Origin of the sequence: Tistrella mobilis (assembly GCF_039634785.1) — a bacterium.
Classification (GTDB): Bacteria; Pseudomonadota; Alphaproteobacteria; order Tistrellales; family Tistrellaceae; genus Tistrella; species Tistrella mobilis.
In genome coordinates this window covers 65678-88178 of record NZ_JBBIAB010000012.1, presented here as the reverse complement: position 1 = coordinate 88178, position 22501 = coordinate 65678, and the positions used below count along the sequence as shown (strand labels likewise).

Genomic DNA, 22501 nt, shown 5'->3' with positions numbered 1-22501 from the left:
TCAGAAGCGATAGGTCAGGCCGACATAGGCCGCCCGCCCCGCCTGGCTGTTGCCGGTGCCGCCGCCATTCGACGACACCGGATCGCCGAGCGAGGGCACGGTGTCGGTGGCGATGAACAGCGGGTGGTCGTTCACATCGAACAGGTTGTCGACGCCGGCGAACAGCGTCAGCGTCTCGGTCACGAACCAGTCGCCGCGCAGGTTCATCAGCCAGCTCGATCCCTTGCGATGGACATAGCGGCTGTCGGGCTCGGCCCCCGCCACCAGACTTTCTTCGGTATCGTAATAGAGCGGGCCGCGGAACACAGCCGTGGTGGTCAGGCTCCACACCCCGGGCTGGCCGGTGGTGATGCCGAGCGCCGCCTGGGTTTCATGCATGCGCTGCAGCTTGTCGGTATAGGGCCCGGTCAGGGCCGCATCGGCACCCTTGTCGCGCATCTCGAAATTCCACACGCCGGAGCCGCGCGCGATCAGGGTCCAGCCGTCCCAGCCCAGGCGCCGGGCGATGTCATAGGCCGCCTGCAGCTCCAGGCCGCGGATCACCGCATCGCCCGCGGAATTGGCATAGGTCCGCTCATCCGGCCCGGTGGTGACGGTGGTGATCCGGTCGGTGATGGTGTTCTGGAACAGCGCCAGATCCAGGAACAGCGGCCCATCGGCATGGGCGGCGCCGATTTCGTATTGCAGGCTGCGTTCGGGATCGAGGTTCGGATTGCCGAAGGTGCGGCCGCCGCCGACGGCGGTGAAGTCCGCCCCAAGCTCGGTGCCGGTCGGCGCGCGGAAGCCGGTGGCGACGCCGGCCCTGAGGGTCACCGTCGGCCAGGCCGCCCAGGCGGCGCCGACACTCCAGGTGACATCGTCCCAGCTTTCGGTGCGCTCCACCAGCAGCGGCTGGTTGGGGGTGGCCCTGGTCGAAACCCGGCCATAGGTCCAGCGGGCGCCGGCCCGCAGGGTCAGCGCGTCGTCGAAGGCCCGATGCACGCCCTCGCCATACACGCCGAAATCCTCGGTATCCTGGTTGATGTCATAGGGCGGCACCTGAGAGGTGGCCCCGCCCGAGACCGACTGGCGGAAGCGGTCGCTGCGCAGTTTCGCGGTTTCAGCATCGATGCCGAACAGAAGGTCGGTATCGTCCCCCACCGCCAGCCGCGGCGCCAGCTTCAGCCCCAGCACGTCGAGCTGGCGGCGGTTGTCGTCGACCGAAAAGCCCGGCGCACCACTGCGCTGACGCTCCGACCCCCAGTGAAAGCTGTCGACATCACGCACCGCATAGGCCTGGGCCGAAAGCCCCAGCCCGCCGCCGAATTCGGTGTCCCAGGCAAGATCGAGCGAGGCGTTGCGCCGGTCGTCGGTGTTGTCCAGATCCCATTGCGAGCCGCGGAAGCCGGCATCATAGACACCGTCGGTGCGGAGCGTCAGGTCGATGCGCCCGACATCCTCACTCTCGAAACCAAGCGCTGCCAGACCGCCGCCGCGTTTCCAGGCGGTGTTGGCAAGCTGCCCCTCGGGGGTGTGGTAGTCGTCGGAGAGACCACCGCCGATGCCGACATAATGGTCGAAGCCGGCCGTGCTGCCGGCATTGGCGGCATGGCCGCGGACCAGGCCGAAGGAACCGACCCGGGCGGTGATCTCGCTGCCCGGATCCTCGGTGGCGCCGCTGCGGGTAACCAGGTTGACCACGCCGCCGATCGCCTGGGCGCCATAGATCACCGAGGCCGGGCCGCGGATGATCTCGATCCGGTCCAGATCATCGGGCGAGAGCTTGGAGAGATTGGCGGTGCCGGCACGGCGGCCGTTCATCAGCACCGTCACCTGGCTGCGCCAGTCGCGGCCCTGGCCGTCGGTCGCGCCGCCGCGGATGTTGAACGAGGTCTGGCCCGGGCTCCAGTCGCTGAAGAAGCCGACGGCGTTTTCCGCCAGCAGATCGGTCACCGACCGGGCGGACGACCGGCGGATGGTGGCGGTGTCGATCACCTGCACGGTGCCGGCGGCCCGGGCGCGGGGTTCGTCGCGGCCCTGGGCGGTGATCAGCATGCGGTCGAGTTCGGTGGCGACGTCGGCCTCCGCCGCATCGGGAAGACAGGCGACGGAGCAGGACAGGGCCAGCACGCCAAGGGCGGGCCGGCGCAGCGAGGGGATGCGCATGGGCTGATGATCCGGTTTTTCTTATGGTGTCAGGCGTGCCAGAGGAAGACGGCGGAGAGCTTGGGCGCCTCGGCGATCACCCCGCCATCGGCTTCGACCAGCGCCAGATCGAGATGATGATCGAGCCGCGCCTCCAGATCGTCCACCGCATGACCGCGGCGGCCCAGATGGTCGAGCATATGCGCGCGTGCGGCGGCACGGTCGGGAAACAGCGCCCGGAAGGTCCAGGGCACCAGATGGACCGTATCGGGGGCAAGGTCGCCCCCCAGCTCGTCGAGCGCCAGCCGGTCGCCGGGGGTGATGTCTTCACCATGAAGATGGGATGGCAGAAAACCCGCCAGACACCAGCTGCGCGGTCCCGCCTGGGCCGGCACGATCCAGGCGAGCATCCGGCCGAGCGGCCGGGTGCGGGCATGCAGCGCCCGGGCCTGTCCGATCGGCCCCGGAATATTGGCGCAGAGCACCAGATCGGCCGGCGCCGCCGGATCGGCGGGCGCAAGCTCCTGCCAGACGGCGTCGCGGATCTCGATCGACAGGTCGGGCCGCGCCTCGGCAAGCCCGGCCAGCCGGCCGCGCATATGGGCATTGGGTTCGATGGCGCACCAGCGCCCGCCGCGGGCGATCACGGCCTGGCCGAGCAGGCCCGATCCGGCGCCGATATCGATCAGGCTGCGCGGCCGGCCGCCGTAAAGCGCACGAAGCGTATCGCCCAGATTGCGGGCATAGTCCGACCGCGCGAGTTGTTCGGCGAAGAAGGCGGCATCGGCATCCGCCCAGAGGGCGGATGGTGGGCTGGCAAATGGAGAGCTGGCCGCGGCCGATGGCACGGCAGCCCGGGGCGTGGCGGACATCTTGGGCCTCACCTGCGTGGCACGTCACCGCAGGCCGGATCCGGGTGGAGCATTCCCCCCGGATCGCCATCGATACACCCCGACCGATGGGCACGCGCGTGACCACGAATGACGGCAGGTCTCCTGGCTCACGAGTCATCGCCGGTCCGTCGCCTTCCCGGCGCCCCGATATGCCGGGCAACCAGTGGCATCGCTGACGGCCAGCTCGCCGTCTACAGTTGCGGGGGCAGCCGGGGCCTGACGCGGATCACCGCCTGCACCCCGTTCCCTTTTGATCCCCGAGGGGAACCGTCGCGGATGACGATAGTGGAGCCGCCCATGACTGGTCAAGCATCCCGCCCTCCTGGTTATTGATACGATATAACATAACATTTTCAGATGATGCAACGCCCCCGACAGACATGCTGCGGGGGCCTCGGTCAGATGAACAGATCACCGGCGGATACGAAGCGCACACCGGCCGCCGTCATCTCGGCGCGTGCGCGGTCCAGCGAGCCGTCGGTATCGATGGCCCGGCAGGCATCTTCCACCAGAACCACCTCGAAACCGGCGGCCCGGGCGTCGAGCGCCGTCCAGGCGACACAGAAATCGGTGGCGAGCCCGCAGACGAAAACCCGCTTGACGCTGCGCGAGCGCAGATAGCCGTCGAGCCCGGTGGCGCTGCGCCGGTCGGCGGCGAGGAAGGCCGAATAGCTGTCGACCGTGGCGTCGTCGCCCTTGCGGATGATCAGCCGGGCATGGGGCAGATCCAGATCGTCATGCAGCCTGGCGCCATGGCTGCCCTGCACGCAATGGTCGGGCCAGAGCACCTGGGTGCCATAGGCAAGCTCCGCGGTCTGGAACGGCGCCTTGCCGGCATGGCTGGAAGCGAAAGAGGCATGGCCGGCCGGGTGCCAGTCCTGGGTCAGCACCACCTCGGTGAACAGCCGTCCGATCCGGTTGACCACCGGCACGATCTGGTCGCCGCCGGCGACCGCCAGCGCGCCGCCGGGCATGAAATCATATTGCGGATCGGTCACGATCAGCGCATCGCCGGCGCCCGGGCGCAGACGCAGGGCCTCGGCGCGCGCCTCGGCTTCGGCATGGCGGCGGCGACGGGACGACCGGCGACCGCCGGTCTCGGCCGGGGCGCCGCCGGTCTCGGCCTGATCCAGCGCCTCGCGGCGGCGGCGATAGGACGGAAAGGCCGCCAGTTCCTCGTCGCGCGCGCCCCGGATCATCAGCCCGTGCAGGAAGCCACGCAGCGAGCGGACCTCCTGCCCGGTCAGATCGGCGCGCAGGAACATGGCCTGCAGATTGCGCAGCATCGTCGGCCGCATCTGCCGGTTGCGCACCACCCCCGACCAGTCGAGCGCCTGGCCCAGATGCTCCAGGAAGGCATCGATCTCCTGCTTGCTCGCCCGGCCATAGCGGCCGAAATCGAGCTGCACCGGCACGGTCTCGTCGCGTGCGGTGAACCATTCATACGAGACCAGCGCCACCGCCTGGGCAAGGTTCAGCGAGGCGAAAGCGGGGTTGAGCGGCACGGTCAGGATCAGATCGGCCAGAGCCACATCGTCATTCTCAAGCCCGGTGCGCTCGGGGCCGAACAGAATGCCGACCCGGCCGCCGGCCTCGACATGGCCGCGCATGCGCGCCGCCGCCGCGGCGGGTGTCGCCACCGGCTTCACCATGTCGCGCGGCCGCGCGGTGGAGGCGACCACGAAATCCAGATCGCCGACCGCATCCGCCACCGTCGCATAGATCCGGGCGTTGTCGAGCACCGCATCGGCGCCCGAGGCCAGAACCCGCGCCCGCTCGCTCGGCCATTCGCAGCGCGGTGCCACCAGGCGCATGTCGGTCAGGCCGAAATTCAGCATCGACCGTGCGGCCGAGCCGATATTGTCGGCGATCTGGGTGTTCACCAGTATGATGGCGGCCTGGTTGCCGACGGCACCTTCAATGCCACGGGTGGCGGCCGCCTTGGGCGGCCGCTGCTCGGACTGATCGGTCATGCGCTCATATATCTTGTTGCTGCGAAGGGAGCCGGCCGCCGGACAAAGACGCTATCGGGTCCTCAGGCGACGCTATTGGCCGCCGCAACCTCTGCCGCCGCCTGCACCGATACCCCGGCGCGATAGAGCCGCCAGGTGATGCCGTCGGCCAGCGCCTCGTAAGAGGCATTGACGACGTTAGCCGAGACGCCGACCGTCGACCAGTGGTCGCCGGCGGTATCGGCACTTTCGATCACCACCCGGGTCACCGCATCGGTGCCGGTGCCGTCCGGGGCCGACATGATCCGGACCTTGTAATCGACCAGCCGCATGTCGCGCACCGGCTGATAGGTCTGGGCGATCGCCCGTCGCAGGGCGGTGTCGAGCGCGTTGACCGGGCCGTTGCCCTCTGCCACCGCCATCACCGGCACCCCGCCGACCGAGATCTTGATCGTCGCTTCCGACAGGGTCACCAGCTCGCCGCGGGCATTGTAGCGGCGCTCGTCGATCACCCGGAAGGACAGCAGGCGGAAATATTCCGGCACCTCGCCCAGCGCGCGACGGGCGAGCAGCTCCAGGCTGGCCTCGGCGCCGTCATAGGCATAGCCCATATGCTCGTTGGCCTTCACCTGCTCCAGCAGGGTCGGCAGGCGCGGATCCGACGGGTCGACCTCGATGCCGATCTCGGCGAGCCGCGCCAGAAGATTGGCCCGGCCGGCCTGGTCCGAGACCAGGACATGGCGCTGATTGCCGACCTGTTCCGGGCGGATATGCTCATAGGCGCGCGGATCCTTGAGCACCGCGCTCGCATGCAGCCCGCCCTTATGGGCGAAGGCGGCGGCGCCGACATAGGGCGCATGAATGTTCGGCGCCCGGTTCATCCGCTCGTCGAAGGCGCGGCTGACGCTGGTCAGATGGGCGAGCCCGGCCTCGTCGACCCCGGTCGTATAGCCCATCTTCAGCATCAGGGTCGGCAGCAGGGTCACCAGATTGGCATTACCGCAGCGCTCCCCCAGGCCGTTCAGCGTGCCCTGGATCTGGCGCACCCCGGCACGGACCGCCGCCAGGCTGTTGGCGACGGCATTGCCGGTATCGTCATGGCAGTGGATGCCCAGCCGCTCGCCGGGAACGATCGTCGCCACATGGGAGACGATGTCCTCGATCTCATGCGGCAGCGTGCCGCCATTGGTGTCGCAGAGCACCACCCAGCGGGCGCCGGCCTGATATGCCGCCCTGACGCAGGCCAGCGCATAGTCGGGATTGGCCTTGTAGCCGTCGAAGAAATGTTCGGCATCGAACATCGCCTCGGCCTTGACCCGCGCGGCATGGCCGATGCTGTCCGACACCATGCGCAGGTTCTCGTCCAGATCGACACCCAGCGCCACGGTCGCCTGGAAATCCCAGCTCTTGCCCACCAGACACACCGCCTGGACCGGCGCGTTCAGCACCGCGGACAATCCGGGATCGTTCTCGGCCGAGCGCCCCGACCGCCGGGTCATGCCGAAGGCCGAGATCCGCGCCCGCTGCATCCGCGGCAGATCGCCGAAGAAGGCGTCGTCGGTCTGGTTGGCGCCCGGCCAGCCGCCTTCAATATAGTCAATGCCCAGCCGGTCCAGTTCACGCGCAATCGCGGCCTTGTCGGCCGCCGTGAAATCAACGCCACGGGTCTGCGCGCCATCGCGCAGCGTGCTGTCGTAGAGATAGATGCGCTCACCGGACATGGGGGTCGTATTCTCCGTCGATCGGCTGTTCCGGGACATGTTTAGCACCCGGAACCAGCCGATGCGAAACGGAAATACGCAAGTCACACCTGCGGCACATCAATTGTGCCGGGTAATGCCTCAGCCGCGCTTCCAGCGCGTGCCGTCGGGCCCGTCTTCCAGCACCACGCCGCGTGCCTTCAGATCGTCGCGGATCCGGTCGGCGGTGGCGAAGTCGCGGTTGCGGCGCGCGGCCAGGCGTTCGTTGATCAGATGCTCGATCTCGGCCTCGTCGGGGCCGGTCTCGCCGCCCGAGGCGGGGCCGCCGCGGAACCAGGCTTCGGGGTCGAGCCGCAGCAGGCCGAGCGCATGCCCCGCCCCCAGGATCTGCGCCTTCAGCCGGGCCCGTTCGGCCCGATCGGTGGTGCGGTTCGCCTCCCCCACCAGCTCATGCAGATGCATCAGCGCAAGCGGGGTGTTGAGGTCGTCTTCAAGCGCCGCACGCACCGCGTCGGGATAGACGCGGCAATCGCCGTCGGGCTCGATCTCGTCCATCAGCCGCAGGGTGTTGTAGAAGCGGTCGAGCGTCTGCTTCGCCCGCTCCATACCCTCCTGCGTCCAGTCCAGCGGCCGGCGGTAATGGGTCTGGAGCATCAGCAGACGCACCGCCTCGCCCGGCACATGGCCCAGCAGGTCGCGGACGGTGAAGAAGTTGCCGAGCGATTTCGACATCTTCTCGCCGTCGACATTGATGAAGCCGTTATGCATCCAGTAGCGGACGAACAGCGCGCCGTCATGGGCGCACTGGCTCTGGGCGATCTCGTTCTCGTGATGCGGGAAGATCAGATCCTGGCCGCCGCCATGGATGTCGAAGGTCTCGCCCAGATGGGCCTCGGCCATGGCCGAGCATTCGATATGCCAGCCCGGACGGCCGCGGCCCCAGGGGCTGGACCAGCCGGGCTGATCATCGGCACTCGGCTTCCAGAGCACGAAATCGGCGGCATCGCGCTTGTAGGGTGCCACCTCCACCCGGGCCCCCGCCACCATCTCTTCCCGATCGCGGCGCGACAGCCCGCCGTAATCGGGCATCGACGGCACGCTGAACAGCACATGGCCCTCGGCCTCGTAGGCATGATCCTTGGCCATCAGCCGGCGGATCATGTCGATCATCTGCGGGATATGCTCGGTCGCGCGCGGCTCGATCGACGGCGGCAGCGCGTTCAGCTCGCCCATATCCTCGTGGAACATCAGCGCGGTGCGGGCGGTCAGGGTCTCGATCGCCTCGCCGCTTTCCTTCGCCCGCACGATGATCTTGTCGTCGACATCGGTGATGTTGCGGACATAGGTGACGCGCGGATAGCTCGCCTTCAGCAGGCGGTAGAGGGTGTCGAACACCACCACCGGCCGGGCATTGCCGATATGCGCGCGGTCATAGACCGTGGGGCCGCAGACATACATCCGGATATGGTCCGGATCGATCGGCTCGAAAGCTTCCTTGGCACGGGTGCGGGTGTTGTAGACGGAAAGCGCCATGATGGCTCGTCCTCGGGCAGGCAATCAAAGACGGGCGAACGGCGGAGGCGCCGGCCGGTTGAATCAGGTGGCCTCGGGCATCAGGCGCCAGGCATCAGGCATCCTGGCCGGAAAGCCGGGCCGCGGCACGCGCGGCGCCGATCATCGGTAGCAGCTTTTTCAGCTCCGGTCCATGCTCGGCCGCGGTCAGCGCCAGGCGGAGCGGCCTGAAAAGCCCCCGCCCCTTCACCCCCGTCAGGCCCTGAATCCCGCGGGTCCAGGCGCTCCAGGTCGTCTCGTCCCAGGGCTCCGGCGGCAAGGTGTCGCGGGCCGCGGCAAGCACCGCCTGCGACGTCTCGTCGGCCTCGATCACCGGCGTCACCGGCCCGGCCACGACCTGCCACCAGCGGCCCGCCTCGGCGATCCGCTCGATATTGCCCGAGACGGCATCCCAGAACGGGGCCACCAGATCATCGGGCACGCCCAGCCCGACCAGCCGCGTGCGCACGCCCCCGGCATCCAGACGCCGGATCTGCCGGGCATTCAGCTGGACCAGATCGGCGGGGTCGAAACGGGCAGCCGCCCGGCCGAAGCGGCTGATATCGAAGCTCGCCACCAGCTCGTCCAGCCCCGCGACCGGTTCGATCGCATCCGAAGTGCCGAGCCGGGCGAGGAAGGCCGCCACCGCCAGCGGCTCCATGCCGTCCTCGCGCAGTTCCGCCACCGCAAGCGAGCCGACGCGCTTGGAAAGCCCGGCGCCGCCGGCATCCAGCAGCCAAGCCAGATGGCCGAAATGCGGTTCGGCGGCCCCCAGCGCATGGAACAGCTGGATCTGCGCCGCCGTGTTGGTGATGTGGTCCTCGCCGCGGATCACATGGGTGACGCCGGTCTCGGCGTCGTCGACCACGGTGGCGAGCGTATAGGTGGGGGCACCGTCGGCGCGGATCAGCACCGGGTCGGACAGCGATCCGGCATGAACGTCGATCCGGCCGCGGACCAGATCCTCCCAGGATGTCTCGCGGTCATCCAGCCGGAAGCGCCAGTGCGGCCGGCGGCCTTCGGCCTCCAGCGCCGCACGATCGGCATCGGAAAGGGACAGCGCCGCACGGTCATAGACCGGCGGCCGACCGGCGGCCAGCTGGGCCGCACGCCGCGCCGACAGCTCTTCCGGGGTTTCGTAACAGGGATAGAGCCGGCCGCAGGCGACCAGGCGTTCGAAAGCGGCGGCATGGCGATCGGCGCGTTCGGTCTGGCGGAAGCTCTCGTCGGCCGGAATGCCCAGCCAGTCGAGATCGGCCAGAACGCCCGCCACATAGTCCTCGCGGCTGCGCTCGCGATCGGTGTCATCGATCCGGAGTTGCATCACCCCGCCATGGGCGCGGGCATAGAGCCAGTTCACCAGCGCGGTGCGGGCATTGCCGACATGGAGACGTCCGGTCGGAGACGGCGCGAAGCGGGTCTTGACGGTCATATGGGCCGATACTCGGTGGAACCAGGGCAGATGGCCGCGCCGGTCCGCAGCCGCGGCGCCGACAGGGCGGCGGCCGGGCCTCAGGCCCGGTCGCGGAAGCGGTTGGTGATCGGATAGCGCCGGTCGCGCCCGAAGGCACGGCCGGTGATCTTCACGCCCGGGGGCGATTGGCGACGCTTGTATTCCGCCACATAGAGCAGGCGGGCGATACGGTCGACCTCGTCACGATCCTGGCCCTGCTCCACCAGCACCCGGTGGGGCAGCTCTTTCTCGACCAGGCCTTCCAGAATGGCGTCCAGCCGTTCATAGGGCGGCAGGCTGTCCTCGTCCTTCTGATCCTCGCGCAGCTCGGCCGATGGCGGCTTGGCGATCACCCGCTCGGGCATCACCGGCCCGTCGGGGCCGAGCGCGCCTTCCGGCTTCTGGGCATTGCGCCAGCGCGACAGCTCGAAGACCGTCATCTTGTAGACGTCCTTCAGCACCGAATAGCCGCCGCACATGTCGCCATAAAGCGTGGCATAGCCGACCGACATCTCGGACTTGTTGCCGGTGGTCAGCACCATGTCGCCGAACTTGTTGCTCATCGCCATCAGGATGACGCCACGGATGCGCGACTGGATGTTCTCTTCCGTCACATCCGGGCCGCGATTGCCGAAGACCGGCGCCAGCATGGTCGAGAAGGCCTGCACCGCCGGCTCGATCGGGATCTCGTCCAGCCGCACACCGCAGAGTTCGGCACAAAGCGCCGCATCGTCCAGGCTGTCGCGGCTGGTATAGCGCGAGGGCATCATCACCGCGCGGACCCGATCCGCCCCCAGCGCATCCACCGCCACCGCCAGCGACAGGGCACTGTCGATGCCGCCCGACAGGCCCAGCACCACGCCCGGGAAACCGTTCTTGTTCACGTAATCGGCCAGGCCCAGCATCATCGCCGAGTAGATCGCCTCCAGCACCTCGGGCTCGGGCGACAGCGGGCCAGCCTCGGCCACCACCTCGCCCGCCTCGGTGCGGCGGATATGGGCAGGCGTGGTGCCGCTGATCCAGGCCGGCGCCTGAACCTTCAGCGCACCGTCGCGGTCGAGCACGAAAGAGGCACCGTCGAAGACCAGCTCGTCCTGGCCGCCGACCAGATTGACATAGGCGAGCGGCAGGCCGGTTTCGTGCACCCGCGCCACCGCATGGGCCAGACGCTGGTCGCGCTTGTCGACCTCATAGGGGCTGCCGTTGATCACCAGCAGGAATTCGGCCCCGCTTTCGGCCAGGCATTCGGCCGAATCCGGCCGCCACATATCCTCGCAGACCATCAGCCCGACCCGCCAGCCGCGGATCACCACCGGCCCGGCCGGCGGCGCCAGGTCGAAGACCCTGAGTTCGTCGAACACGCCGTAATTGGGCAGCGCATGCTTGCGCACCACGCCGGTGACGTGGCCGCCATCCAGAACATAGGCCGCGTTGTAAAGCTTGCCGCCCTCGGCATGGGGGGCGCCCACGATCAGCGCCGGCCCGCCATCGGCGGTCGCGGCCGCCAGCATGTCGAGCGCGGATGCCACCGCGCGCATCAGCGCCGGCTTGCGCACCAGATCCTCGGGCGGATAGCCGATCAGCGACAGCTCGCCGGTGACGCAGAGATCGGCGCCCTGTTCCGCCGCCTGTTGCCGTGCCTCCAGCAGCTGCCGGGCATTGCCCTCGACATCGCCGACGACGGGGTTGATCTGGGCCAGGGCCAGGGTCAGAAGCTGGGTCATGTCGGTCCGGATCCTGTCGGAAAGCACGGCACGGAGAGCCGTCAGCGGCGGGGCCGCCGCGACGGCAGCAGGAATTCGCGCCCGACCTTCACGCTCTCGCGCCCGTCATACGATACGATGTCCGCGGTCGCGTAGGTCTCGCTCCACTTCTCGGGCAGGAAAGAGCCGGTGCCGACCACGTCGATCGGGGCTTCGACGCTGCCCATCACCCGGCACTTCTCGGGCCCGAAGCCGCTGGAAGCGACGATGCGCACCTTATCGAACCCGGCATCGTCCAGGGCGTTCCGCATCTGGAAGATCGCCGCCGCCGAAACCCCGGGGCCGAGCAGCCATTTCAGCTCGGTCTCGCTGCGATAGCGACGGATCGCGTCGGGGCGGTTGCGTTCCAGCGCCGCATAAGACAGCGCCGGATCCAACCCTTCCAGGAAGCGGCCACCATGGGTGTCGAGCCGTACCGACAGCTTGCCGGCCGCCGCCATCTCGGGGAAGCGGCGGCAGACCGCCAGCGCATCGGTGATCTCGGCGCCGTAATAGTCGACCAGCACGGTCAGCGCATCGCCCGGGAAGGTGTCGACGAACATCTCCGCGGCCCGAAGCGTGGAGCCGGCATAGCCGATCAGCGCATGGGGCATGGTGCCGAAACCATGGGCATTGCCGAAATGCACCGCCGTCGCATCGGTGGCATTGCCGATGAAGCCCACCGCCCCTTCCGCCTGGGCCGCAGCCGAGCCGACGCTCGCCGCATAGGCCATCATCTCGGCCATTTCGGCACCGGCGCAATGGCGGGCATCCATGGCGAGGAAGGCCGCGCGCGGCAGGGCGACCGCCATGCTCCAGGCGTTATAGGCGGCGACACAAGGGGCGCCCAGACGCTGGAGATACACCGTCTCAAGCTCGACCAGCGCCGACATCGGGCCGGTGATGTACATCAGCGGCTCGCCCGCCCCCACCCACGAGCCTTCCTCGTGGCAGGGTTCGATCACGATCTCCACCCCGCGCAGCCGGGCCATCGCCTCGATCCAGTCGATGGCGAGTTTCAGCGTCGCCAGCACCGGGCGGCGCATGAACACGGCATAGGTCACGCTGCGATCGCCGAAACGCTCGACGATGCGCCGCGTGCGCTTGAAGTAGACATCGGTATAGGCGGCGACGAAGTCGTTGGTGGCAGACATGCGCAGCCTCGGCAGTTCCGTGGTGCCGGCGGACGGGGCGTCCGCGGATGAGCTGTCGGCAGAAGAGCTGTCGGCAGAGGATGTTCGGGGGCCAGCGGAAGGAATGACGGCGGCCCCGGTCTCCGGGGCCGCCGCATCGGTCCGACCCTTGGGGGTCGCGGATACGGATGTCACCGTGCGGCACCCGCCGCCGCGGCCGGGGCCTGGGGCAGGCCCAGGCGTTCACGGCGCAGGGCATCGGCGATCTGGAAGGCCAGTTCCAGGCTCTGTTCGGCATTCAGCCGCGGGTCGCAATGGGTGTGGTAGCGGTCGGCCAGGCCATACTGGTCGATGGCGCGCAGGCCGCCGACGCATTCGGTGACGTCCTGGCCGGTCATCTCGAAATGCACGCCGCCGGCATGGCTGCCTTCGGCCTGATGGACGGCGAAGAAGTTCCGCACCTCGGCCAGCACCCGGTCGACCGAGCGGGTCTTGTAGCCGGTCTCGGTCTTCATGGTGTTGCCATGCATCGGATCGCAGGACCAGACCACCTTGCGGCCCTCGCCTTCGACCTTGCGGACCAGGGCCGGCAGCTTGTCGGCCACCTTGTCCGCCCCCATGCGCACGATCACGGTCAGCCGGCCGGGCTCGTTGGCGGGGTTCAGCGCATCGATCAGGCGCAGCAGCTCGTCCGGATCCATCGACGGGCCGGCCTTGACGCCGATCGGGTTGGCGATGCCAGACATGAACTGGACATGGGCGCCGTCCAGCTGGCGGGTCCGGTCACCGATCCACAGCATATGGGCCGAACAGGCGTACCAGTCGCCCGAGGTGCTGTCGACACGGGTCAGCGACTGCTCGTAGCCCAGCAGCAGCGCCTCGTGGCTGGTGAAGAAATCGGTCTGGCGCAGCTGCGGCGCGGTTTCCGAATTCACCCCGCAGGCGGCCATGAAGTCGAGCGCATCCGAGATCCGCTCGGCCGTCGCGCGGTAGCGCTCGGCCTGTTCGGAGCCGCCGACGAAGGCCAGGTTCCACTTGTGCACCAGGTTGAGGTCGGCGAAGCCGCCCTGGGCGAAGGCCCTGAGCAGGTTCAGCGTCGCCGCCGACTGGTTGTAGACCCGGATCAGCCGGTCGGGATCGGGCTTGCGGGCCGCGGCGTCGAACTCGATGCCGTTGACCATGTCGCCGCGATAAGACGGCAGCGCGACGCCGTCGCGGTTCTCGAAATCCTCGGAGCGCGGCTTGGCGAACTGGCCGGCCATGCGGCCCACCTTCACCACCGGCATGCCGGCGCCATAGGTCAGCACGACCGCCATCTGCAGCAGCACGCGGAACGTGTCGCGGATGTTGTTGGGGCTGAACTCGGCGAAGCTCTCGGCGCAGTCACCGCCCTGGAGCAGGAAGGCCTTGCCTTCGGCGACGCGCGCAAGATGCGCCTTCAGGCGCCGCGCCTCGCCGGCAAAGACCAGCGGCGGATAGCCCGCAAGCTCGGCCTCGACGCGCGCGAGATGCGCCGGATCGTCGTAGGTCGGCTGCTGCTTGATGGGCAGCGCGCGCCAGGCTTGCGGGGTCCAGGTGGCAGGCATCGGGTCTCGGTCCTCGCGGGCGTCGGGATCGGCGGGCCGATCTGGTCGGACGGCTTTACGTGGTGCGTTGGGCGGGACGTGAGCTGGTCACGGAGAAGGCACGGCCGGCACCGGATGCCGGCCGGAGAGACAAAGAGCGGCGGCGGCAACGCGCCCCCCATGGACCGGATCTTCTCCGGCCCCCGGACGGTCGCCGGTTTCGAACCTATACCGCCGCCCCCGGTGGTTTTCAAACAAAACGCGGGCCGGAAGATGATGCAACACCGCCGCACGGCCGATCAGTGACGGATGTAATATCCGGCAAGCCGGCTTTGTGCATCGCAACAAATACCTGCGCGTTCAGCCTCTCTGCCGTCTCAATCCTTCACCGGGCTGCGCATGGTGACGAATTCCTCGGCCGCACTCGGGTGCAGCGCGATCGTCTCGTCGAACTGCTTCTTGGTGGCGCCGCAGGTGATCGCGACCGCCAGCGACTGGATGATTTCGGCCGCATCGTCGCCGACCATATGGGCGCCGAGCACGCGGTCGCTGGCACCGTCGACCACCAGCTTCATCAGCACCCGGGTCTCGCGGCCGGTCAGCGTGTGCTTCATCGGCCGGAAGCGCGCCCGATAGATCCGGATCGAGGCGTACATCCGCCGAGCCGCCTCTTCCGTCAGGCCGACCGTGCCCACCTGGGGGGTGCAGAACACGGCGGTCGGCAGGGTGTCGTAGCGCAGCCGGTAGTTGTTGTCGTTATAGAGCCGCTCCGCCAGCGAGCGCGCCTCGGCGATCGCAACCGGGGTCAGTTGGAAGCGGTCGGTCACGTCGCCCACCGCCAGGATCGAGCGGAGCTGGGTCTCGTAGCGATCATTCACCACGATCGCGCCGTTCTCGCGGATGTGCACACCCACCTCTTCGAGCCCGAGGCCGGCGGTGTTGGGCACGCGGCCGGTCGCGAACATCACCCGGTCGGCCTCCAGCACCTCACCCGAGGTGAGGGTGACGGCGAAACCGTCGGCCAGGCGATCGATGCGCACCGGCTCGACACCGGTGCGGAAGCCGATGCCGCGCGCCTGCATCTCGCCCTCGACGGCGGTGCGGATATCGGCGTCGAAGCCGCGCAGGATCCGGTCGCCGCGCAGCACCAGCGTCGTCTGCGTGCCGAGCGTGGAGAAGATCGAGGCGAATTCCGTGGCGATATAGCCGCCGCCGATGATCACCAGCCGTTCGGGGCGCTCGGTCAGATCCAGCGCCTCGTCCGAGGTGATGACGTGCTCGATGCCCGGAATCTTCGGCAGATAGGCATGGCCGCCGGTGGCGATCAGGATCCGTTCGGCGGTGACGGTGCGCCCGTCGACCTCCACCTCGTGCGGGCCGGTAACCCGGCCGCGGCCGCGCAGCACGGTCACGCCCGAATTGGCCAGCATCGTCTCGTAGATGCCTTCCAGCCGCTCCAGCTCGCGGTTCTTGGTGCGGATCAGCGCGCCCCAATCGTGGCTGGCGCCCTCGATCGTCCAGCCGAAGCCGCGGGCATCCTCGATCTCGTCGCGGAAATGCGCACCATAGACCAGCAGCTTTTTGGGCACGCAGCCCCGCAGCACGCAGGTGCCGCCCACCCGGCCCGCTTCGACGATGGCGACACGGGCGCCGTATTCGGCTGCGCGCCGCGAGCCTGCGACGCCGCCCGATCCGGCGCCGATGGTGAGCAGGTCGTAATCGTACATGCGTTCGCGTCTCCTGGCGTTCGCGTCCCTGGGTGCGTCGTCGTCCGGCAGGGGCAGACGGGCCGAGACCCGCCCTGCCCCGCCGGTCCGGATCAGGCGCCGATGCCGCCGATCAGGGCGTACTTCACTTCGAGGTAGTCCTCGATGCCGTACTTCGAGCCTTCGCGGCCCATGCCGCTCTCCTTCACGCCGCCGAAGGGGGCGACTTCGGTGGAGATCAGGCCTTCATTGATGCCGACGATGCCATATTCCAGGGCTTCCATCACCCGGAACACCCGGCCGACATCGCGGGTATAGAAATACGAGGCCAGGCCGAATTCGGTGTCGTTGGCATAGGCGACCGCCTCCTTCTCCTCGTCGAAGACGAAGATCGGCGCCACCGGCCCGAAGATCTCCTCGCGTGCCACCCGCATCTCCTGGGTGGTGCCGAAGACGATGGTCGGCTTGTAGAACCGGCCGCCCAGTTCGTGACGGCCGCCGCCGAGCATGACTTCCGCGCCCTTCGAGGTGGCATCGGCCAGAAGCTCGTCGACCTTCTCGACCGCGGCGTCGTCGATCAGCGGCCCCAGGACCACGCCCTGCTCCAGGCCGTCGCCGACCTTCATCTGGGCGACGCGGGCCGCCAGCTTCTCGGCGAAGGCCTTGGCCACGCCGCGCTGGACATAAAGCCGGTTGGCGCAGACGCAGGTCTGGCCGTTGTTGCGATATTTGGAGACGATCGCGCCTTCCACCGCCGCATCCAGATCGGCATCGTCGAACACGATGAACGGCGCATTGCCGCCCAGCTCCATCGACACCTTCTTGACGGTGGCGGCGCACTGTTCGATCAGCACCTTGCCGATCTCGGTCGAGCCGGTGAAGGTCAGCTTGCGCACGATCGGGCTGGAGGTGATCTCGCCGCCGATCGCCGAGGCCGAGCCGGTCACCAGGTTCAGCACGCCCTTGGGGATGCCGGCCTCTTCGGCCAGCACCATCAGGGCCAGCGCGGTGAACGGGGTCTGCGAGGCGGGCTTGCAGACCATAGTGCAGCCGGCAGCCAGGGCCGGGCCGGCCTTGCGGGTCAGCATCGCCGCGGGGAAGTTCCAGGGCGTGATCGCGCCGACGACGCCCACCGGCTCCTTGGTCACCACGATCCGCTTGCCGGCCGAGAAGGTCGGGATGGTGTCGCCATAGACGCGCTTGGCCTCTTCGGCGAACCATTCGATGAACGACGCGGCATAGGCGACTTCGCCCTTCGCCTCGGCCAGCGGCTTGCCCTGCTCGGTGGTCATGATCCGGGCGATGTCTTCCTGATGCGCCATGATCAGCTCGAACCACTTGCGCAGCAGGGCCGCCCGCTCCTTGCCGGTCTTGGCACGCCAGGCCGGCAGCGCGGCATTGGCGGCCTCGATCGCGCGGCGGGTCTCGGCGGCGCCCATCTTGGGCACGCGGCCGATAACGGCGCCCGTCGCCGGATTGTCGACGGTGATGGTGGCGCCATCATCGGCGCCGACCCAGGCGCCGTCGATATAGCACGCCTCGCGCATCAGACCCTTGTGCGAGAGCTGAATCACCTGAAGTCCTCCCTGGAATGTCTCCCACATGCGGCCTGGCTCCGGGGCGACCGCCCCGGGGGTCCGCACGCGAAACTTCGCCGCCCTCCGGGCCGGCCATGGGTTGAACCCGCCCGAATGCGGCATCAGACTATATGGCGGCCGGGGGTGCCGCAAGGAACCCCCACACGCCGTGGACCCTGTTCCGCGGATCATGCAGGGCTGGAGGATCAGGTCATGCGCCCGCACGGCAACCGGAAGACGACGCACCGCATCGCCACGGCCATGCTGGGGATTGCCCTGCTTGCAGGCGGTCCGGCCCTCGCCGCCGGAAACGAGCCGCCGGAAGAGGGTCTGGGGCCCAAGCTCGAACGCCTGGGCCGCGCGGCGGACGAGGCCCTGACCAGCCTGCGCGACGCCATCGAAGACCTGCCCCGCTACGCCGCCCCGGAAATCGACGGCGACGGCAACATCATCATGCGCCGCCTGCCCCAACACGGCGCACCGCTTGAGGGCGACAAGGCCCCGGACGAACGCGAGGGCGAGAGGCCGGACCGGGGACGGCCGGTGGAGCGGGATGGTGGGGCATGGCTGTAAAGTATAGATAAATATTCACCACTACACGAACTGGTTGCATCTAACTCATAAGTTAAATTCGTTGACGCCTGTATAAATTCAGAAGAAATTGAACCTGAAGATGGATCCCCGGCAACGTCAGGCGTTTCGACCTGCTGGATGACGATATGCACGCAGATAACCTGACAGATCCAGCCTATGCGCGGCTTCCCTCAGGAAGAGCCGGGGACTATTTGGAGAAGCTCGTCCTTGATGGCTTCAAACGGGAACTAGATCAGGAAGAAAATGTCGTTCGAAGCTTGCCATTCTTCGCGACATCTATCGGTATACTAATCACCCTGATCAGCCTTGCTCTTCACAATTTGCCAACGGCGGATCATGATCTATGGATAATATTTATCTATGGGATTCTGATCCTATTGATCGCAGATATCTTTGCTCTTCTGTATTTTCTTCATCAGGCAATACGTACACGTGCGTTTGGTTATCCTATGCACGAGGAAGACCTGCTCGATTATGCAGAACGGCTGATATCGTACTATACGCCGACACCCCCGGCCTCACCAGCAGACAGCGACCTTGAGGCGAATACATTGGAGGTCGTCAGGTCGGATACGCCCGGAGGTGATCTTGACGTCCACGCGATCGTGGAGCGTGCCGTTCTGGAAGACCTTCGCAACGTCTTCATAACACAGCTCGCCAAATCGGCCGGAATCAGCCGCCGCAACAATTGGGCACGCCTGAAAGCCCGCAGCAGAGCCTTCCATTTTCTGATCATGGGGTTGGGCTTCGCGCTCGTACTGATCTGCGTTATGCTTTTTCAGAGCATGATCCATGGAGGATCACATGGAAGACATCGCCTCTCTGGCACAGAAGTTGCGCAACCGCGTGATGCGGGATCCGAAGACGGGACAGGTGATGGAGAAGCCGCAGCCGCCACGGATGCGCAAGGTCGTGAAGGGCTTCTGGACTTACGGGGAAGTCCCGGGGGACGTGGAGGACCTCAGACAGAAGAAGACACGATGAGTGGCAAACCCGTGTCTCCTCCGGCGACGTCCGAAACCTCGCAGCCCGCCGACGCGGCAAAGCCTGCACCACCGCCGATGAATTGGACCCGAAAGAACGGCGATGATGCAGGCCGTGAGACGAAGTAACCGGCCTCGCTGTCAGCCGCTCTCGGCCACAGCCGCCGTGATGGTCCCCGCACATTCGCCGAAGCCGATCCGGTAGCCGTCGCAGTCAGCGTAGCCGGACAGGGTGAGCGTATCGCCGTCTTCCAGATAGCGCCGGGTCGTGCCGTCGGGCAGGTGCAGCGGGTCGCGGCCGTTCCAGGTGATTTCGAGCAGGCAGCCGCGGTTTTCGGGGGCCGGGCCCGAGACGGTGCCGGATCCGATCAGGTCGCCGGTGCGCATGGCGCAGCCATTGGCGGCATGGTGGCAGAGCTGCTGAACCAGCGAGAAATACATCCGCCGGTAATTGGTCCGGGTGATGACGGCCCCGGTGCCCGCGGAGGTGGTCAGCTCTGCGGTGAGGTCGATGTCGAAATGCGCCGGCCGGCCCGCATCGTCCAGATAGGGCAGCAGCGGCAGGTGCCGTGCGGGGGCGGCGCAGCGTGCCGCCGCCAGCGCCTCGCGGGTCACGATCCAGGCGCCGATCGAGGTGGCGAAGCCCTTGGACTGAAAGGGCCCGAGCGGCCGGTTCTCCCAGCCCTGAATGTCGCGGGCCGACCAGTCGTTGAGCAGCACATAGCCGAAGATCATCGCCTCGGCCTCGGCCAGGGTGACGGGCTCACCCGGCCGGTTGGGCAGGCCGACCACCGCCCCCAGTTCCAGTTCGAAATCCATCCGCGCCGAAGCGGCGAAGACCGGCATCGTCGCACCGGCCGGCAGAACCTGGCCAAGCGGCCGCCGGACCGGCGTGCCCGAGACCACCACCGTCGAGGCCCGGCCGTTATAGCCGACGGGGATATGCACCCAGTTCTCGGCCAGCGTATCGGCGCCGCGCAGCGCCATGCCGGCATTGCGGGCATGGTCTTCACTCGAGAAGAAATCGGTGTATTCGGCAACCGTGAACGGCAGATGCAACTGCACCTCCGTCAGCGGCACCAGCGCCGGGCGCAGCAGCGGCGCTTCGGCCGCACCGGCCGACAGCAGGCCGGTCAACCGCTGCCGCAGGGCCGACCATGCCGCCGTCCCCGCGGCCATGAAGCCATTCCAGGACGGCTGATCGAAGACCGCCGGCAGACCGTCGAGCAGGCCGGCGCGCTGCAGCCAGGCCAGATCCAGCACCTGATCGCCGATCGCGATGCAGCAGCGCGGTGCATCTCCGCCACGGCTGAACACCCCGCAGGGCAGGTTGTTGAGGGGAAAAGAAGTCTCGGCCTGGTTCGCGCTTGCGACCCAGCTTTCCAGACGCCCGGACATGTGTAGCGGTTTCCTTCAGTCTTGACCGGCGGTCTTCCGGCCGGCGGTGGAGATCCCGCCGGTAATGAACCGCACCAGGTGCTCGCGCATCTCGTCGCGTGCCAGGATGGAGCAGCCGCCGTCCGACAGACGCTCCACCCGGCGGCCGTCATCGCGCTGGCTGACCGAGATCAGCACCGTGCCGACCATGAAATTGTAGAACCAGCAGACTTCGGCGTGATCGAGGTCGGGCGCCGCCGCCGCGATCGCGGCGATATAGCGCCGGGCCATGCCGTCCAGCTCTTCGGCGATCAGGTTCGAGGTCCATTCGGTCGGCATCAGCCGGTTCTTCAGGATCAGATTGGCGAGCAGCCCGCCCTCGGCCGGCGTATCCTCGCGGAAATAGCCGCTGACGAAGCTCTCGACGATCTGGCGGATCCGGACCCGACGCCCCGCGGCGCGGGCCTCTGCCTCCAGCCGGTCCAGCTGCTCCAGCCGGTATTCGGCGCTCCGCCGCGCCACCTGGCGGAAGACGTCGACGGCCAGATTGTCCTTGGTGCCGAAATGATAGTTCACCGCGGCCACGTTCAGCCCGGCGCCGCGCGCGATGTCGCGGGTGGTGACGGCATCGACGCCGCGCTCGCTGATCAGCATGCGGGCGACCAGCCGGATACGCTCCTTCGGCCCCTCGGCCGGCTGACACTGTCCCTGGGCTTCCATCTCGGTCATCAATCGGTTCCGGTCGCTCTCTTCACCACACGTGCATAGGCATTGGACGATCCGGCGGCGGTGTCGCGGCTCTCTGCCACCCGGTCGGCGATCTCGCCGAAGGCCCGGTCCAGCTTCTCGCGCAGCCCCGCCAGATCCACGCCGACCATCCGGCCGTCGCGCTTCACCACCCGGCCGTCGACCAGCACGGTCACCGCGTCGCCCGGCCGCGATTCCAGCAGCAGCATCGCAACCGGGTCGCCCATCGGCATCATATTCAGCCCGCCGGTCGCGAACAGCGCGATATCGGCCCGGGCGCCCTTGCGGAGCGTGCCGATTTCCCCGCCCATCCGCATCGCACGCGCCCCGCCCTCGGTGCCGAAGCGCAGCGCATCGCGCACGGTCAGCCCGATCCTGTCGGGCACGATGCCCTGATCCAGCACCTTCTGATTGTCGATCGCGCGCGCCGTCTGCAGGGCCAGACGCATCTGGGTCAGCATGTCGCCGCCGATATTGGATGCGATGTCGACACCGAAGCTGGGCAGCCCGCCGGCTTCGATCAGCCGGTTGGTCACCGGCCAGCCCATGCCCATCTGCATCTCGGTCTCGGGCGTGATCGACAGCCCGCCACCCGAGGCGACCAGCCGTTCCAGCTCGTCGTCGCCGCACATATTCGCATGGACATGCAGCATGTCCGGCCCCAGCCGGCCGCGACGGTCGAGATCGGCAATGCCGTGGGGCGAGCCGAAAGTGCCGACATGCAGCGTGATCAGCGCGTCATGGCGCCGCGCGAAGGCCAGCTCCCGATCCGTCACATCCGGCCCGACCAGGCCGAATTCGGTCAGGGCGACGCCGAAATCGAGCAAGGGCCCCGCGGTCGCTCGAAAGCTCTGCGCCACCTCTTCCGCATGGCGCAGGCGATCGTCATGGCTGGCGAAGGCCCGCTCCCGCGCCGGCACGTCGTAGAAGCCATAACAGAACACGCCGCGGATGCCCGCATCGGTCAGCCCCTGGATCGCGGCTTCGGCATGCGCGGGGCTGTTCATCAGATGCGAGAAATCGCAAAGCGTGGTGACGCCGGTGTCCAGCGCTTCGAGCGCACCGGCCAGATTGGCCAGATAGATATGCTCGGGCGTGTAGGCGGTGGCATAGCCGACCCGGATCTCGCGCACATAGTCCGCCAGTGACCAGTCGGCCGCCACGCCGCGGATCGCCGTCTGCCAGACATGGCGATGGCTGTCGACCATGCCGGCCACCGCAATCGCCCGATCCCCCTCGATCACCTCGGCATCCGGCGCCTGGATCCCGTCTTCGACCGCCGCGATCCGGCCGTCCCGCACCAGGATGTCGGTCGGGCGCGGGCGGGTCTGCGGGGCCAGATCCGGATCCGCCGGATAGACGTTCCTGATCAGGATTTCGTTGGGCACGGGCGGTGTCCTCCCT

General features: G+C 67.8%; 16 protein-coding genes, 1 pseudogene and 1 riboswitch. Of the genes and pseudogenes, 2 read left to right on the top strand and 15 right to left on the bottom strand.

The genetic code is table 11. From position 1 onward, the window contains the following. The 12 genes and pseudogenes from WI697_RS17635 to WI697_RS17580 all read right to left on the bottom strand — a co-directional run bounded on the left by WI697_RS17635 (window position 1) and on the right by WI697_RS17580 (window position 17390). On the bottom strand, window positions 1–2145 hold the full coding sequence (locus WI697_RS17635; protein ID WP_345959358.1) for a TonB-dependent receptor: 2145 nt from the start codon (window positions 2143–2145) through the stop codon (window positions 1–3). Window positions 2146–2174: 29 nt separating this feature from the next. Then, window positions 2175–2996, bottom strand: coding sequence for a methyltransferase domain-containing protein (locus WI697_RS17630; RefSeq protein ID WP_345959357.1), 822 nt, complete (start codon window positions 2994–2996; stop codon window positions 2175–2177). A gap of 96 nt (window positions 2997–3092) precedes the next feature. Continuing rightward, a riboswitch (cobalamin riboswitch) is annotated at window positions 3093–3304 on the bottom strand. A gap of 111 nt (window positions 3305–3415) precedes the next feature. After that, complete coding sequence (gene pncA / locus WI697_RS17625; protein ID WP_345959412.1) at window positions 3416–4045, bottom strand: bifunctional nicotinamidase/pyrazinamidase; 630 nt, start codon at window positions 4043–4045, stop codon at window positions 3416–3418. Between the two features lie 189 nt (window positions 4046–4234). Further along, window positions 4235–4990: pseudogene (locus tag WI697_RS17620) on the bottom strand (RNA methyltransferase); the annotation flags it as partial. A 62-nt stretch (window positions 4991–5052) separates the two neighbouring features. Then, on the bottom strand, window positions 5053–6690 hold the full coding sequence (gene cimA, locus WI697_RS17615; protein ID WP_062769804.1) for a citramalate synthase: 1638 nt from the start codon (window positions 6688–6690) through the stop codon (window positions 5053–5055). A gap of 120 nt (window positions 6691–6810) precedes the next feature. After that, window positions 6811–8202: a cysteine--tRNA ligase gene (gene cysS / locus WI697_RS17610; RefSeq protein ID WP_014745812.1), complete on the bottom strand. Its 1392-nt coding sequence runs from the start codon at window positions 8200–8202 to the stop codon at window positions 6811–6813. A 94-nt stretch (window positions 8203–8296) separates the two neighbouring features. Further along, a complete protein-coding gene (gene gltX, locus WI697_RS17605) occupies window positions 8297–9652 on the bottom strand; it encodes a glutamate--tRNA ligase (RefSeq protein ID WP_345959356.1) in 1356 nt (451 codons plus the stop codon). An 80-nt stretch (window positions 9653–9732) separates the two neighbouring features. Beyond that, complete coding sequence (locus WI697_RS17600; protein WP_062769816.1) at window positions 9733–11397, bottom strand: NAD+ synthase; 1665 nt, start codon at window positions 11395–11397, stop codon at window positions 9733–9735. A gap of 41 nt (window positions 11398–11438) precedes the next feature. Further along, window positions 11439–12569: a beta/alpha barrel domain-containing protein gene (locus tag WI697_RS17595; RefSeq protein WP_014745815.1), complete on the bottom strand. Its 1131-nt coding sequence runs from the start codon at window positions 12567–12569 to the stop codon at window positions 11439–11441. A gap of 170 nt (window positions 12570–12739) precedes the next feature. Further along, window positions 12740–14134 (bottom strand): class II 3-deoxy-7-phosphoheptulonate synthase, encoded by a 1395-nt coding sequence (locus tag WI697_RS17590; RefSeq protein WP_014745816.1) that lies wholly within the window; start codon window positions 14132–14134, stop codon window positions 12740–12742. Between the two features lie 356 nt (window positions 14135–14490). Next, window positions 14491–15840: a glutathione-disulfide reductase gene (gene gor / locus WI697_RS17585; RefSeq protein ID WP_062769819.1), complete on the bottom strand. Its 1350-nt coding sequence runs from the start codon at window positions 15838–15840 to the stop codon at window positions 14491–14493. A gap of 92 nt (window positions 15841–15932) precedes the next feature. Next, on the bottom strand, window positions 15933–17390 hold the full coding sequence (locus tag WI697_RS17580) for an NAD-dependent succinate-semialdehyde dehydrogenase (protein WP_197465303.1): 1458 nt from the start codon (window positions 17388–17390) through the stop codon (window positions 15933–15935). Between the two features lie 219 nt (window positions 17391–17609). Between WI697_RS17580 and WI697_RS17575 the strand changes: the two genes are divergently transcribed. After that, entirely contained in the window at window positions 17610–17969 is a 360-nt protein-coding gene (locus WI697_RS17575) for a hypothetical protein (RefSeq protein ID WP_345959355.1), read from the top strand. A gap of 212 nt (window positions 17970–18181) precedes the next feature. After that, window positions 18182–19102, top strand: a complete 921-nt coding sequence (locus tag WI697_RS17570) for a hypothetical protein (protein WP_345959354.1) — start codon at window positions 18182–18184, stop codon at window positions 19100–19102. A gap of 12 nt (window positions 19103–19114) precedes the next feature. Here the strand turns inward: WI697_RS17570 and fahA are convergent, their stop codons facing one another. The 3 genes from fahA to WI697_RS17555 are packed head-to-tail and all read right to left on the bottom strand — an operon-like array spanning window position 19115 to window position 22485. Beyond that, window positions 19115–20371, bottom strand: coding sequence for a fumarylacetoacetase (fahA, locus tag WI697_RS17565; RefSeq protein ID WP_345959353.1), 1257 nt, complete (start codon window positions 20369–20371; stop codon window positions 19115–19117). A gap of 15 nt (window positions 20372–20386) precedes the next feature. After that, complete coding sequence (locus WI697_RS17560; protein WP_345959352.1) at window positions 20387–21079, bottom strand: TetR/AcrR family transcriptional regulator; 693 nt, start codon at window positions 21077–21079, stop codon at window positions 20387–20389. Continuing rightward, on the bottom strand, window positions 21079–22485 hold the full coding sequence (locus WI697_RS17555) for an amidohydrolase family protein (protein WP_062769832.1): 1407 nt from the start codon (window positions 22483–22485) through the stop codon (window positions 21079–21081). Before WI697_RS17555 ends, WI697_RS17560 begins: the two co-directional genes overlap by 1 nt. Between the last annotated feature and the right edge of the window lie 16 nt (window positions 22486–22501).